Below are 13,698 nucleotides of genomic sequence, written 5' to 3'. Positions count from 1 at the left end.
ACAGATTTTTATTATTGCACACCATGTACAAAAAACACCGCATGACCAAAATCATGCGGTGCCATTAGGACAGTTTATTTCTTTTGCCCAAAGCGGTACTCGGTGCCGTTTTTCAGGCGCTCAATGTTGGAGCGGTGCAGCCAGATGACCATAGCGGCCATGATCACGCAGCAAATCGTGCTGAAAAGAATGGTAGGCAGGTTCGCACCGCGGGCAATCAGGTTGATGAGAGTGCCCACCGGGTACAGTGCAGCAATGATGATGCTGCCCAGAGAGACAATGCGGGTGACAGCGACCTCAATCAGGAAGATGGCCAGCAGCACGGCGCAGACGAGGGGCTCGGTGGCGAGAGCCGCGCCCGCGCCGACCAACACACCCTTGCCGCCCTTAAAGCCGAAGAAAATCGGGCGGCTGTGGCCGATCATGCAGAAGATGGCGGCCAGATACGCACCGCAGACGGGATCCAGCGGGTTCTGCCAAGCCGCACCCGTGCCGGAGAGCATCGCATCAAAGATGAAGCGGCCCAGGTTGACAGCAGCCACGCTCTTGCCCACGTCGCCAATGGTAGTGAACACGGCGGGCAGCTTGCCGTAGGTACGCAGAACATTCGTCATGCCGGCGTTGCCGCTGCCATGGTTGCGCACATCGTCATTGTACATGACTTTAGAAATCAGCACGCCGAACAGGATGCTGCCCAGCAGGTAACCGCCTGCTGCGGTCAGCACGCAGGCCAGAAGGATATTTTTCACCATGGGTTACACCTTTCCTGCTTTGACCGCGCCGTCGCCGTGCTCGCGGGTAATCATCTTGATGGGGGTGCCGGTCAGGCCGAACGTCTCACGGATCTGGTTTTCCAGATAGCGCTGGTACGAGAAATGGAACAGTGCTTTCTGGTTGACGAAGCAGACGAACGTCGGCGGGCGGGTCGAAATCTGGGTGATATAGAACACCTTCAGGCGCTTGCCCTTGTCAGACGGCGGCTGGACCTTGGCGGTGGCACGGGCCAGCATCTCGTTCAGTGCGCCGGTGGGCACGCGGGTACCATTCTGGACATCCACAAAGTGGATGGTCTCAAACAGTTTGTCGACGCGCTGACCGGTCTTGGCGCTGATAAAGACGATGGGGGCATAGGACATGAAGCTGAAGTCCTCCTCCAGCTTTTTGCGCATGGCGTCCATCGTGTAGCTGTCCTTCTCGACGGCGTCCCACTTGTTGACGGCGATGATGCAGGCCTTGCCCTGCTCATGCGCGTAGCCGGCGACCTTGGAGTCCTGTTCGGTAAAGCCTACCGTCGCGTCGATCATAATGACGCAGACACGGCTACGCTCGACAGCAGCCAGACTGCGCAGGACGCTGTAGCGCTCAACGCCGCTCTCGACCTTGCCGCGCTTGCGCAGGCCGGCGGTATCGGTAAAAATGAACTTGCCGTACTTGTTCTCCACCATCGTGTCGATGGCATCGCGGGTCGTACCGGCTTCGTTGGCGACGATCAGACGGTTCTCGCCCAGAATATGGTTGATGAGGCTGGATTTGCCGACGTTGGGGCGGCCAATGACGGCAACCGTGATGCGGTCATCCGTGTCTTCCTCGTCCTCCTCAAAGTTGAGGTGGGCGCAGACCGCGTCCAGCAGGTCGCCGGTGCCGTGGCCGTGCACGCCGGAAACCGGAATCAGCTCGCCGAGGCCGAGGCTGTAGAAGTCGTACAGCTCCATCGGGGGTTCGCCGACCTTATCGCACTTGTTGACAGCTAGCACAACGGGCTTGCCGCTGCGCATAAGCATTCCGGCAACGTCCTGATCCTGCGGTGTGACGCCCGCGGACAGCTCGGTCACCATGACGATGCAGTCTGCGGAATCAATGGCCAGCTGTGCCTGTTCGCGCATGTGGGCCAGCAGGCCGTCGTCAATGCGCGGCTCGATGCCGCCGGTGTCCACCAGCAGGAACTTGTGGCCGGACCACTCGCAGTCGCAGAAGATGCGGTCACGGGTGACGCCGGGGGTGTCCTCGACAATGGCGAGGCGCTGACCGGTCAGCTTATTAAAAATGGTGGACTTGCCCACGTTGGGGCGGCCCACAATGGCTACAATCGGTTTTGCCATGTCTGCCTTCCTCCCTCTCTACTCTCTTATCGTTTGAATTTTATCGTTTTGCGCTTGTGGGTGTTCAGCATTGCCTTGCAGCATCCGCCGCCGTCGGTGGGGATACTGACGGCGCGGCAGCCCAGCGCCCTTCCAAGCTCCTCCAGCGTGATGTCGTCAAGGAACTGGCCCTTCTCGTCGCGGATCATGACCTCGGGCACGGCCAGCAGGTCACTGTGCAGTTTGCCGCTGCACTGCTTGATGATGTCGGTGCCCGTGACAAGACCCGCCACGCTGACGTTGCCGCCGAAATACTCATTTTTGATTTCGTGCACGGTGATCTTTACCTGCGGATACTTCTGCATCAGCGCATCGGCGCATTCCCGGATCAGCGGCCCGGCCAGCGTGCCGGTAACCACATCCATACTGTGGGGCAGCACCAGACACGTGTAATTTTCCAGTTCTTCCAAAAAGGTGTCGTGGTAGAGCCGCCACATGCCGACGCCGTCCTCCAACTGCGCGAACGCATCGTAGAACTCTGCCGGAGGCAGCGGGCGCTCGGCGGTCAGATACCACTCATCGCTGGGGTAGACGACGCTGCGGCCATACTCGGCGCGGCATTTCTGTGCAAATTCTTCCAGAATATCCAGCGTGGCGGCGGCGGTTTCCTTATCGTAGGGCGTCAGCTTGTACAGACCCTTGCGGTAATCGGTCACACCGGCTGGCACGGCGGCGATGCTGCCGACCTGCGGGCGCAGGGCCAACAGGTCGGTCAGGGTGCGGCGCAGCTCGTCGCCGTCATTGACGCCGCGGCAGAGCACGAGCTGACAGTTCAACTCGATGCCGCCCGCCGCCAGCCTGGGCAGATAGTCGAGCACCTCGCCGCCGCGCTTGTTGGCCAGCATCCGTACCCGCAGTGCGGGGTTTGTCGTGTGGACCGAGACGAAGATCGGGCTGATATGCATCTGGATGATACGGTCAATTTCGTGGTCGGTCAGGTTTGTCAGCGTGATATAGTTGCCGAACAGGAAGGAGAGCCGCTCGTCGTCATCCTTAAAATAGAGCGGCTCCCGCATACCGGGCGGCAGCTGGTCAATAAAGCAGAACATACAGTGATTGGCGCAGCTGTGCTTTTCGTCGCCCAGATAGGTCTTGAAGTTGCAGCCCAGCGGCTCATACTCCGCCTTGGTGATCTGTACGGTGCGGTGCTGCTCGTTCTCACACACTTCCAGGGAGAACGAGGTGGGCGTTGTATAAAACTGGTAGTCCAGTGCATCGTTCAGGGGATGACCGTCGATGGCCAGCAGCGCACAGCCTACGGTAAGGCCGAAGCGCTCCGCGGGGGAATTTTCATCTACCGCTGTCACATACAGGGCCATGGTGTCACACTCCTTTGCGATGGTTGTTCAATAAAAAATGGGGAAGGCATCGCCCTCCCCACGCAAGAGACTTACGCCTCTTTCTTGATGACTTCCTGGCCTTTGTAGTAGCCACACTTGCCGCAAACCTTATGGGGAACCTTCAGTTCGCCACACTGCGGGCACTTCACCAGCGTAGGCGCCTCCAGTTTCCAGACATTAGAGCGACGTTTATCGCGGCGGGCTTGAGAATGCTTTCTCTTGGGTACGATAGCCATAATCGGACACCTCCTTGGTGAAATTCAACTTAATAGTTGTTTTAATATGCTAAGCCTTGCATCTGCAGGGGCAGCATTGTCTGCCGGTTGGCAGGAACACCCTGCCGCCTTCTTCTTGCCGCAGATGGGGCATAGACCTTGACAATCAGCACTGCACAGCAGCACTGCGGGCACCTCAAAAATCAGCTCTTGATAGGCGAGCTCCTCGAGGTCGAGACAACCGTTCTCATTGCACGGCAGTTCAAAATCCGAATCCTCCAAATCACGATCCCGCACGAAGTATTCGCGTGTAAAATCGTAATCCCGGGTCAGCGGTTCCAGGCAACGCGCGCACTCGGCATCAATATGAGCCCTTACACACAAGAGCAACTCTGCGCCGTCTTCGGTCAGCGTCGCCGTAAAGTCACATACTGCCGGGGTGCTTACGCTGTAACCCCCGAAATCCGCCTTGGAGAAATCAGCCTCAAAATGCGCCTCAAACGGCTTGCGGCCACTCTCCAGAAAAGAACGAATATCAAATTGCATAGTACACCTCAAAAGGTTGCTTAAATAGTATACACAAGCGAAAGGGTCTTGTCAACCTGTAAAACACAAAAAGTTGAGATTTTTTTGGATTTTCCGCAGAAAATCGGGGCGGGAAGCACTTTCCCGCCCCGAAATCTCAATTTTTGCGGTTCAGAAGGTTCAGATGACGAACTTCTTCAGGTCCTCCGGCAGGTCAGCCGCATCGGCAGAAACCGTGACGACGACCTCGATGTTGGAGGTGATCTTGTCGATGGCGTTCAGGACCTTGGCGGCAGCGGCCATATCGTGGTCGGTGATGCGCAGGATGCCGTCGAGGAACAGCTCGGTAATATCGTAGTTGCCTGCCAGCACGCCTGCCACAAAGCCGTACAGCATATCAGCACCGGCAACGCCGTACTCGTCAACGTCTACCAGACGGGCGGAGTGGTTGATCTCGGTGGTGAGCTTCATGCACTTTTCAATGACAACAATGTTGCCGGAGGTGGTCTTGACGGCCTTGTCGATCATATCGATCATGGTCTTGGTCTTACCGGAGCCTTTGGTTCCAACAATCAGTTTCAGCATAGGGGGTTACCTCCTTATATTCGTCAGCGCGCAGTGCGCGTAGTTCCTTTACTCTTTCAGCGCGGCCTCCAGCTCAGCCTTGCGGTCCTCATAGCCGGGCTTGCCCAGCAGCGCGAACATATTCTTCTTGTAGCTCTCAACACCGGGCTGGTCGAACGGATTGACACTCAGCAGATAGCCGGAGACGGCACAGGCACGCCAGAAGAAGTAGATCAGCTCACCGACATCGTGGGCGGACAGGCTGTCGACCTCGATCAGGCCCAGCGGCACGCCGCCGTCGGTGTGGGCGAGAATCGTGCCCTCCATCGCCTTGCGGTTGACAACGCTCATATTCTGGTTGGCCAGGAAGTTCAGGCCGTCAAAGTTGCCCTCAAGCTCCTCAATATAGAAGTCGTTGCGGGTGTGCTTGACGTCGACGTAGGTCTCGAACATGATGCGTGCGCCGTCCTGCAGGAACTGGCCCATGGAGTGCAGGTCGGTGGAGAAGATGCAGGAGGTCGGCATCAGGCCCTTCTGGTCCTTGCCCTCGCTCTCGCCGAACAGCTGCTTGTACCACTCGTTCATCATCGTGAAGTCAGGCTCGAAGCAGGCCAGCGTCTCAACGCTCTTGCCCTTGCGGTACAGGATGTTGCGGGTCATGGCGTAGCGGTAGGCGTCGTTGTCCGGGGACAGCTTGCCGAACTTCTCGCGGCCATCGGCAGCGCCCTGCATGAGCTCGTCGATGTCGATACCGGCGCAGGCAATGGGCAGCAGGCCGACAGCAGTCAGGACGGAGTAGCGTCCGCCGACGTCGTCGGGAACGACGAAGGTCGGCCAGCCCTGCTCGGTTGCAAGCTGCTTCAGCGTGCCTTTGGCGCGGTCCGTCGTGGCGTAGATGCGCTTGTTGGCCTCCTCGGCGCCGACAGAATCCTCAAGCAGCTTGCGCAGCACGCGGAACGCGAGCGCGGTCTCGGTGGTGGTGCCGGACTTGGAGATGACGTTGATCGAGAAGCGCTTGCCCTTCGTCAGCTTGATGATGTCGTTCAGGGCCGTGGGGCTGATGGTGTTGCCGCAGAAATAAATCTTCAGGCCATCGTCAGCCTCATTGTGGTACAGGCCCTTGACGGCCTCGACCACAGCGCGTGCGCCCAGATAAGAACCGCCGATACCGGCGACGAGCAGCACATCGGAATCCGAGCGGATCTTCTGCGCAGCCTCCTTGATGCGGGCAAACTCTTCCTTGTCATAAGTAACAGGCAGGTCCAGCCAGCCCAGAAAATCATTGCCGGCACCCGTTTTGGATTCCAGCTGATTGTGGGCCAACTCGACCTGCGGATAGATTGCCTCATATTCTTCAGGACGGATGAATTTTGCAAGATGCTTGCCGTTAAAAGAAACAGCCATCTTTAGCTCCTCCTTTATGATTTTATATCCCCATGATACCGTTTTACGTCGGTATTGTCAAGCAAAAGTAGGGGTCTTTTTTCGGCTTTTTCATGAAATTTGCACAAATTCAATTCCGGAGAAGCAGGCTTTGGGCAAGAAGGAGGAGGCAATAGCGGAAACTTAACGCATCAACGTTCTGTGCTGCTGTGATGGGATAGCTGCACATTTCCGTGCCCTGATGCAGTATCTTAATGCGGCCCACCTGTTCCCCCGCCGCGACGGGCGCAGACAGCGACGCGGGCAGCTCGACGACGGCTTCCAGGGTGCCGCCCTCGCCCTTGGGCATCAGGCAGTGTCCGGGGCTTTCGTAGTTCAGCGGGACTGTCGCCGCCGTGCCGTGCTCCACGGGCAGCGTCTGCGGTGCGTCGCCGGGCAGCGCGGCGGCTGCGCTCTCATAGTGGGCAAAGCCGTAATCCAGCAGCGTACTGGCTGCCTGGAAGCGTTCCTTGCCCGACGCAGAGCCCAGCACAACAGCAATCAGCCGCAGGCCGTCGCGCTCGGCGCTGGCGGAGATACAGACGCCCGCCTTGCCGGTGGTGCCGGTTTTCAGCCCCGTGATGCCGCGGTAGCTTTTGAGCAGCTTGTTGGTGTTGACGAGCTGGGTCGCGCCGCCGCGCAGTGTGTCCATCCAGATTGAGCAGTAGTCCCGCACCTCGGTGTGGTGCAGAAGCATTTCCCGGCTCATCAGGGCGACATCCCGCGCGGTGGAAAGGTGCCCTGCCTCGTCCAGCCCGCAGGCGTTGACAAAGTGGGTATTCGTCATGCCAAGCTCATACGCGCGGACGTTCATCATCTCCGCAAAAGCGGTTTCGCTGCCGCCGACATACTCAGCCACGGCCACCGCGGCGTCGTTGGCGCTGGAAATGCAGATGGCCTTGAGCATATCGTCCAGCGTCATCTGCTCGCCGGGCTCTAGCCAGATCTGACTGCCGCCCATGTGGTAGGCGTGCTCACTGACCGGGACAAAATCGTCAAGGTGTATCTTGCCCGCCTCGAGGGCCTCAAACGCCAGCAGCAGTGTCATGACCTTGGTGATGGAGGCAATCGGGCGCCGGGCATCGGCGTTTTTCTCATAGAGCACCGTGCCTGAGTCCTCGTCAATCAGGATGGCCGCCGCGCAGGGCACGTCAAAGTCGGCGTTGGTCGCCGGGATGATGCCCGCAGCGGACGCGGCAAACCCGCGCAGCAGCGAAAGCACCACCAGCACCAGGCAGAGCAGCAGGGTCACGGCACGTTTTTTCATGGCAGCACACCTCCGGCGGAAATCGCTTTGGTACTACGATATGCTGCTCTGTGCGGAATTAGTATTGCGCTTTCGGCCGGATTCTATTATAATGAATCATATATGTTTACTATTTATAAAAGCAAAGGAATCGTACACCATGCGGGTAACTTTTTACACCTTGGGCTGCAAGGTAAACCAGAATGAAACGGGCGCGCTGGCCCAGTTGTTTGAGGAAAACGGCTACACCGTTGTCTCCAATGAAGAAGGTGCGGATGTCTACATCGTCAACAGCTGCACCGTGACGAACTTCGGCGACCAGAAGAGCCGCAAATGGCTGCGCCGTGCCAAGCGAGAGAACCCCGGCGCTGTGACCGTGCTGACAGGGTGCTACCCGCAGGCCTTCCCGGACGAGGCCGCCGAGATTGCCGAGGCGGACGTTGTGACCGGCTCCGGCAACCGTCACGCGATTCTGACCGACGTACAGAAGGTGCTGAACGGTGAGGAAGAGCGCGTCGTCGACATCCGCCCCCACGAGAAGGGCGAGCGCTTTGAAGAACTGCCCATGGATAAGTTTGCCGAGCACACCCGCGCCTTTGTCAAGGTCGAGGACGGCTGCAACCGCCGCTGCGCCTACTGCGTTATTCCGCGCGCCCGCGGTCCGGTGCGCAGCCGCGATGAGGCGAGCGTGCTGGAGGAGCTGCGCCGCCTGGCCGACGCCGGGTATAAGGAAGTCGTGCTGACGGCCATCAGCCTGCCGAGCTACGGCACCGACAGCGGCACGAGCCTGGTGGAGCTGATCGAAAAAGCCGCCGAGGTGCCCGGCATTGAGCGCATCCGGCTGGGCAGCCTTGACCCCGACATGCTGCACGATGACGACATACGCCGCATGGCCGCCGTAAAGAAGCTCTGCCCGCAGTTCCATTTAAGCCTGCAGAGCGGCTGTGACAAGACGCTGCGCGCCATGCGCCGCCCCTACACGACGGCCCAGTACGCCGATATTGCAGCCAAGCTGCGCGCGGCATTCGGTGCAGACAACGTCAGCTTTACCACAGATGTCATCGTAGGCTTCCCCGGCGAGACGGAGGATGACTTTGAAGCCAGCATGGCCTTTGTGACGGGAATGAGGTTTTTGAAGGTGCATGTGTTCCCCTACTCCCGCCGTGAAGGAACGGCAGCCTACGACTTTGCTGACCAGCTGCCCGAGCATGAGAAGGAGGCACGCAGCCGCCGCATGACCGCCGCTGTGGAGGAGGTACGCGCTGCCGAAGCAGCCGCTATGCAGGGCCGCAAAGCCAGCGTGCTGCTGGAAACGCCGCTGTCCGCCACAATGTTCACCGGCTACACGAAGCAGTACCTGCCTGTGCTGGTCAGCGCACCCGGGCACAAGACCGGCGACATTGTGGAGGTCACGCTGGGTGCCTGGGACGGGAAACGGTGCAGGGCGGAGATCGTTTGATTTGTATTGATTGTTGCAACGCCGTTATTCATGCTCGATGTAGGAGGCAATGCTTGCATCGACCCGCGGGCGGATGCCTGCATCCGCCCCTGCGAGCCGGAGATGCCGCCGCGCCGCAAGAGATATTGCATCCATTCTGCAGGGAAATCTCTGGATTTTACAGAGATTTTCCTGTTTTTTGTTGCCTGCCCTCTTGCAAAAAGTATGGATTTTTGGTAAAATTTTAACAGGAGCGGGTGTACCCGCTGATACGTCACTTTTGGAGCAAACAGAGCAAAACAAAGGAGCAATTACAATGAGAGGCATTTACACCCCCGTAACGGATATCCGTCGCAAGGTGTTCACTGAGGTTGCCCGCATGGCCTATGAGGTCAACGAGCTTTCCGACTACGAAAAGCTGATGCGTGAGCTGCCCTTCAAGATCATTCCCGGTGAGGAAAAATCTCTGCGCAGCAGCATCTTCCTGGAGAGAGCCATCATCTCCGAGCGCGTCCGTCTGGCCATGGGCATGTCCCTGCGTCCGCTGGATGAGAGCGTGCCCGCCAGCGAGGGTCTGGAGCACAGCGTCATTGCAGACAAGTACTACGAGCCGCCGCTGATCAATGTCATCAAATTTGCCTGCAACGCCTGCCCGGAGAAGGTCATCAAGGTCACGGCCATGTGCCAGGGCTGCCTGGCGCACCCCTGCCAGGAGGTCTGCCCGAAGCACGCCATCAGCTTCCGCAACGGCAAGAGCCACATTGACCAGAGCCTCTGCGTCAAGTGCGGCCGCTGCGTCAACAGCTGCCCTTACAGCGCCATCGTCAAGACCGAGCGCCCCTGCGCCGCGGCCTGCGGCATGGGTGCCATCCACTCCGACGAGCATGGCCGTGCCGAGATCGATTACGATAAGTGCGTTTCCTGCGGCATGTGCCTGGTCAACTGCCCGTTCGGCGCTATCGTTGACAAGGGCCAGATCTTCCAGCTGATCCAGTCCATCAAGCGCGGTGATGAGGTCGTTGCCATCGTGGCCCCCGCCTTCATCAACCAGTTCCCCGGCATGACCCCCTCCAAGCTGAAGGAGGCCATGCGTCTGCTGGGCTTTGCCGATGTGGCCGAGGTCGCCATCGGTGCCGACCTGTGCACCATCGACGAGGCGAAGGACTTCATGGAAGAGGTTCCCGCCAAGATCCCGTTCATGGGTACGTCCTGCTGCCCTGCGTGGAGCGTGATGGCTAAGAAGCTGTTCCCCCAGCAGGCCGAGTGCATCAGCATGGCCATGACCCCCATGGTCCTGACCGCCCGCCTCATCAAGAAGGAAAAGCCCAACGCCCGTATCTGCTTTATCGGCCCCTGCGCCGCCAAAAAGCTGGAGGCCAGCCGCCGTTCCGTCCGCAGTGAGGTCGACTTCGTCCTGACCTTCGAGGAGCTGATGGGTCTGTTTGAGGCCAAGGCCGTCAACTTTGCCGACCTGCCGGACAACCCGGAGGATTCCTTCAACAGCGCCAGCGCCGACGCCCGCGGCTTTGCTGCCTCCGGCGGTGTCGCCCAGGCGGTTGTCAACGCCATCAAGAAGATGGACCCGGACCGCGAGGTCAAGGTCATGAGCGCCCAGGGTCTGGCCGACTGCAAGAAGATGATGATGATGGCCAAGGCCGGCAAGTACAACGGCTACCTGCTGGAAGGCATGGCCTGCCCGGGCGGCTGCATTGCTGGTGCCGGTACGCTGGCTGACCCCGCCAAGAGTGTGGCTATGCTGAACAAGTACAAGAACGAGGCCGCCATGAAGGTTGCCACCGAGACCCCGTATCAGGATTCTCTGGATCTGCTGCACTACTAATTTATAAATGCTTTATAAATGAAAACGCCCCGCATGGAGATGCAAACTCCATGCGGGGCATTTTTTGTTGGCGGTGATTTGCGGGCCGATGCGAGCATCGGCCCCTACAGGGGTGAAATTTTCCGCTTGCAGCGGCGAAAACGTCCGCAGGTGGATATGGAATCCGCCCCTACCTATTCGGCAAAGCGTTTCTTACTTGTGGTACTTCATTCCCGCGTTGATCGTGCAGGCGCGGTAGAGCTGTTCGGTCAAAACAAGACGCGCCAGCTGGTGCGGCAGCGTGATGCGTCCCAGGCTGATGCGGGCCTGTGCGGTGCGCTTGACGCTGTCGTCCAGCCCGTGGGAGGAGCCGATGACAAAGGCCATATCCCCTGCGCCGCTCATGGCGCGGTCTGCAATCATAGCCGCCAGATCCTCACTGGATACCTGCTTGCCCTCGACACAAAGCGCAACGAGGTACGCACCCTTGCGCACGCTGGCCAGGATGGCCTCCCCCTCCTTTTGCAGCGCCTTGGCAATCTGCCTGTCGCTGGCGTTCTTGTCGGCAATCTGCGCCTCGGGCAATTCGATAATGCGGAAATTGCAGAAGCCGCCGAGGCGCTTCTGGTATTCGGCCACGCCCTGCGCAAAGTAGGCGGCGTTCATCTTGCCAATGGCAATCAAATCAATATTCTGCATAGACTCCCTCGCTCAAAATTCAATGTACGGGCTGACCTCGCTGCGGGACTGGGTCTGGATCAGCACGTCCCGCCCGGGCTGGATGCCCGCGGCCAGCAGCACGTTATAGACGGTGGTCATGACCAGCTCCGGCGAGTTGTTTGTCTGGCTCAGATGGCAGAGCGCAAACTTTTTGCAGCCGTCCTGGATCAGGTCCAGAATCTCCGCCGCGCAGGCCTTGTTGTCCAGATGGCCGCGGTCACTGGCAATGCGCACCTTCAAATAATACGGGTACGGCCCGCCGTGCAGGCTGAATGCGTCATAGTTGGCCTCCAGCGCGACGAGATCGCAGCCCATCAGGTTGTCCTGTACAACGGGCGTCAGGTAGCCGAGGTCGGTGGCGAACGCCATGACGCGGCCTTCCGGTGTGCGAATGCGGTAGCCGCAGCAGGGCACATCATGGCTGGTGGGAAAGCTCGTCACCGTGAAGCTGCCGATTTCCAGCGTCTGCCCGTCCACGGGGATTGCCTCCACCGCGGGCGGGATCGTGCCGCGGGAGGCCAGCGTATCCAGTGTATCGGCGCAGCCGTACAGCGGGACGGGGTGCTTTTTCAAAAAGGTGTCCAGTCCCGAGACGTGGTCGGAGTGCTCGTGCGTGATGAGGATGCCAACGCAGTCGCTGACCGCCAGGCCCAGGGATTTCAGCGCGGTCAAAGTTGTGCGGCAGCTCTTGCCCATGTCGATCAGCAGATACTTGTCCTCGCTGCGGATCAGCGCGCAGTTGCCGGAGGAGCCGGAATACAGGGTGGTAAAATAGGCCATTCGTTTATCCTAACGCTTTCCATAAAAATTGGGCCGCCCGGTCAGCGGCCCAAGGGTCCTTTTAGATTGCCCGGCTCACTGCATTGGCCGGAATCTCGACGCGGCGGATGTCCGCGCCCAGGGCCTGCAGCTTTTCTACGATGTTCTCGTAGCCGCGCTCAATGTGGATGGTCTCGTCGACCTCGCTCACGCCGTTGGCGGCCAGAGCAGCCATGACCATGGCGGCACCGGCGCGCAGGTCGGTAGCGCGCAGCGGCGCGGGGTGCAGCACCTTCACGCCTTCAATGACAGCGACCTGGCCGTCGACCTGGATGTTTGCGCCCATGTGGATCAGCTCGTCCACATAGCGGAAACGGTTTTCCCAGATGCCCTCGGTCACGATGGAGGTTCCCTTCGCCAGCGTCAGCAGCGCAGTCATCAGCGGCTGCATATCCGTGGGAAAGCCGGGGTGCGGCATCGTCTTGAGCTTGAGCGGTTTCAGCTCGCCGGTGCGCCGGATGCGCAGTGCGTCGTCGAATTCCTCCACCTCGCAGCCAGCCGCGCGCAGCTTGGCGGTGATGGGCTCCATGTGCTTCGGGATGACGTTGTGCAGCGTGATGTCGCCCTTCGTGATAGCGGCGGCCACCATATAGCTGCCGGCCTCGATCTGGTCGGGAATGATGGAGTAGTTGCAGCCGTGCATCTCCTTGACGCCGTGGATCTTGATGACGTCGGTACCGGCGCCGTGTACGTCTGCGCCCATCATATTCAGGAAATTGGCCAGATCGACAATGTGCGGCTCACGGGCTACATTTTCAAGAATCGTCGTGCCCTCGGCCAGGACGGCGGCCAGCATGGCGTTCATCGTGGCACCGACGGAGACCGTGTCAAAAAAGACATGCCCGCCGACCAGATGCTCCGACCTGACGTGGATCTGACCGTACTCCACGGAATCCTCCGCACCAAAGGCGGTGAAGGCTTTCAGGTGCTGGTCAATCGGGCGCGGGCCCAGATTGCAGCCGCCCGGCATGGCGACCTGACCGGAACCAAAGCGGCCCAGCAATGCGCCGAGGAAGTAGTAGCTTGCGCGCATCTGGCGGGACAGCTCATTGGATACCTCTGTGCTGTCCAGATGCGACGTGTCAATTTCATAGGTGCTGCGGCTGACCATGCGGATGCTCGCACCCAGCTCGCTCAAGATCTGCAGCGACGCCATGACGTCACTGATACAGGGCAGGTTTTCAATCAGGCACTTCCCACCGGCCAGGATCGTGGCCGGGAGTATGGCAACCGCGGCGTTCTTTGCGCCGCCAATGTTGACATCGCCAACAAGCGGCTTCCCTCCGCGAATAACGTATTTTTCCAAGTGTAGCTCTCCTTTGTGCGGTAATCGGCTCGTATACCCTCTGTACAGGGCCGACCTATAGTACACACTTTCTAAGATTATACAACATTTTGCGTTAATTGAAAAGGCCTGTCCCCTGCAATTGCAAAATTTTTGTGAAACAGCAC

14 protein-coding genes are annotated in these 13,698 nt (G+C 59.2%); 3 read left to right on the top strand and 11 right to left on the bottom strand.

What is annotated here, in order from left to right; genetic code table 11:
- Positions 1-74 precede the first annotated feature (74 nt).
- The 8 genes from plsY to B5D32_RS03275 form a co-directional block, all read right to left on the bottom strand.
- Positions 75-752, bottom strand: a complete 678-nt coding sequence (gene plsY, locus B5D32_RS03310; RefSeq protein WP_078783667.1) for a glycerol-3-phosphate 1-O-acyltransferase PlsY — start codon at positions 750-752, stop codon at positions 75-77.
- Between the two features lie 3 nt (positions 753-755).
- Positions 756-2,099 carry a ribosome biogenesis GTPase Der gene (der, locus tag B5D32_RS03305; RefSeq protein ID WP_078783666.1) on the bottom strand — a complete coding sequence of 448 codons (1,344 nt, stop codon included), beginning with the start codon at positions 2,097-2,099 and terminating at the stop codon, positions 756-758.
- Positions 2,100-2,125: 26 nt separating this feature from the next.
- Positions 2,126-3,457, bottom strand: a complete 1,332-nt coding sequence (locus tag B5D32_RS03300) for a DUF512 domain-containing protein (protein ID WP_078783665.1) — start codon at positions 3,455-3,457, stop codon at positions 2,126-2,128.
- A 71-nt stretch (positions 3,458-3,528) separates the two neighbouring features.
- Positions 3,529-3,714: a 50S ribosomal protein L32 gene (gene rpmF, locus B5D32_RS03295; RefSeq protein WP_007046791.1), complete on the bottom strand. Its 186-nt coding sequence runs from the start codon at positions 3,712-3,714 to the stop codon at positions 3,529-3,531.
- Positions 3,715-3,738: 24 nt separating this feature from the next.
- Complete coding sequence (locus B5D32_RS03290; protein ID WP_078783664.1) at positions 3,739-4,239, bottom strand: YceD family protein; 501 nt, start codon at positions 4,237-4,239, stop codon at positions 3,739-3,741.
- A 159-nt stretch (positions 4,240-4,398) separates the two neighbouring features.
- Positions 4,399-4,803: a hypothetical protein gene (locus tag B5D32_RS03285; RefSeq protein ID WP_078783663.1), complete on the bottom strand. Its 405-nt coding sequence runs from the start codon at positions 4,801-4,803 to the stop codon at positions 4,399-4,401.
- A 48-nt stretch (positions 4,804-4,851) separates the two neighbouring features.
- On the bottom strand, positions 4,852-6,186 hold the full coding sequence (locus B5D32_RS03280; protein ID WP_078783662.1) for a glucose-6-phosphate isomerase: 1,335 nt from the start codon (positions 6,184-6,186) through the stop codon (positions 4,852-4,854).
- Between the two features lie 109 nt (positions 6,187-6,295).
- Positions 6,296-7,471 carry a D-alanyl-D-alanine carboxypeptidase family protein gene (locus tag B5D32_RS03275; protein WP_078783661.1) on the bottom strand — a complete coding sequence of 392 codons (1,176 nt, stop codon included), beginning with the start codon at positions 7,469-7,471 and terminating at the stop codon, positions 6,296-6,298.
- Between the two features lie 139 nt (positions 7,472-7,610).
- Between B5D32_RS03275 and mtaB the strand changes: the two genes are divergently transcribed.
- From mtaB to B5D32_RS03265, 3 genes are all read left to right on the top strand, one after another.
- On the top strand, positions 7,611-8,909 hold the full coding sequence (gene mtaB, locus B5D32_RS03270; protein WP_078783660.1) for a tRNA (N(6)-L-threonylcarbamoyladenosine(37)-C(2))-methylthiotransferase MtaB: 1,299 nt from the start codon (positions 7,611-7,613) through the stop codon (positions 8,907-8,909).
- Positions 8,910-8,915: 6 nt separating this feature from the next.
- Entirely contained in the window at positions 8,916-9,128 is a 213-nt protein-coding gene (locus B5D32_RS14805; protein WP_143402663.1) for a hypothetical protein, read from the top strand.
- A 76-nt stretch (positions 9,129-9,204) separates the two neighbouring features.
- On the top strand, positions 9,205-10,728 hold the full coding sequence (locus tag B5D32_RS03265; protein ID WP_078783659.1) for a 4Fe-4S dicluster domain-containing protein: 1,524 nt from the start codon (positions 9,205-9,207) through the stop codon (positions 10,726-10,728).
- A 192-nt stretch (positions 10,729-10,920) separates the two neighbouring features.
- Here the strand turns inward: B5D32_RS03265 and rlmH are convergent, their stop codons facing one another.
- The 3 genes from rlmH to B5D32_RS03250 all read right to left on the bottom strand — a co-directional run bounded on the left by rlmH (position 10,921) and on the right by B5D32_RS03250 (position 13,552).
- Positions 10,921-11,406: a 23S rRNA (pseudouridine(1915)-N(3))-methyltransferase RlmH gene (rlmH, locus tag B5D32_RS03260; RefSeq protein WP_078783658.1), complete on the bottom strand. Its 486-nt coding sequence runs from the start codon at positions 11,404-11,406 to the stop codon at positions 10,921-10,923.
- A gap of 12 nt (positions 11,407-11,418) precedes the next feature.
- Positions 11,419-12,207: an MBL fold metallo-hydrolase gene (locus B5D32_RS03255; RefSeq protein WP_078783657.1), complete on the bottom strand. Its 789-nt coding sequence runs from the start codon at positions 12,205-12,207 to the stop codon at positions 11,419-11,421.
- A gap of 61 nt (positions 12,208-12,268) precedes the next feature.
- Entirely contained in the window at positions 12,269-13,552 is a 1,284-nt protein-coding gene (locus tag B5D32_RS03250; RefSeq protein WP_200805162.1) for a UDP-N-acetylglucosamine 1-carboxyvinyltransferase, read from the bottom strand.
- Positions 13,553-13,698 lie beyond the last annotated feature (146 nt).

This window comes from Gemmiger formicilis, from assembly GCF_900167555.1.
In the GTDB taxonomy this organism is placed as follows: domain Bacteria; phylum Bacillota; class Clostridia; order Oscillospirales; family Ruminococcaceae; genus Gemmiger; species Gemmiger formicilis.
The sequence above is the reverse complement of the archived record's forward strand: the minus strand, read 5'-3'. Positions and strand labels throughout refer to the sequence as shown.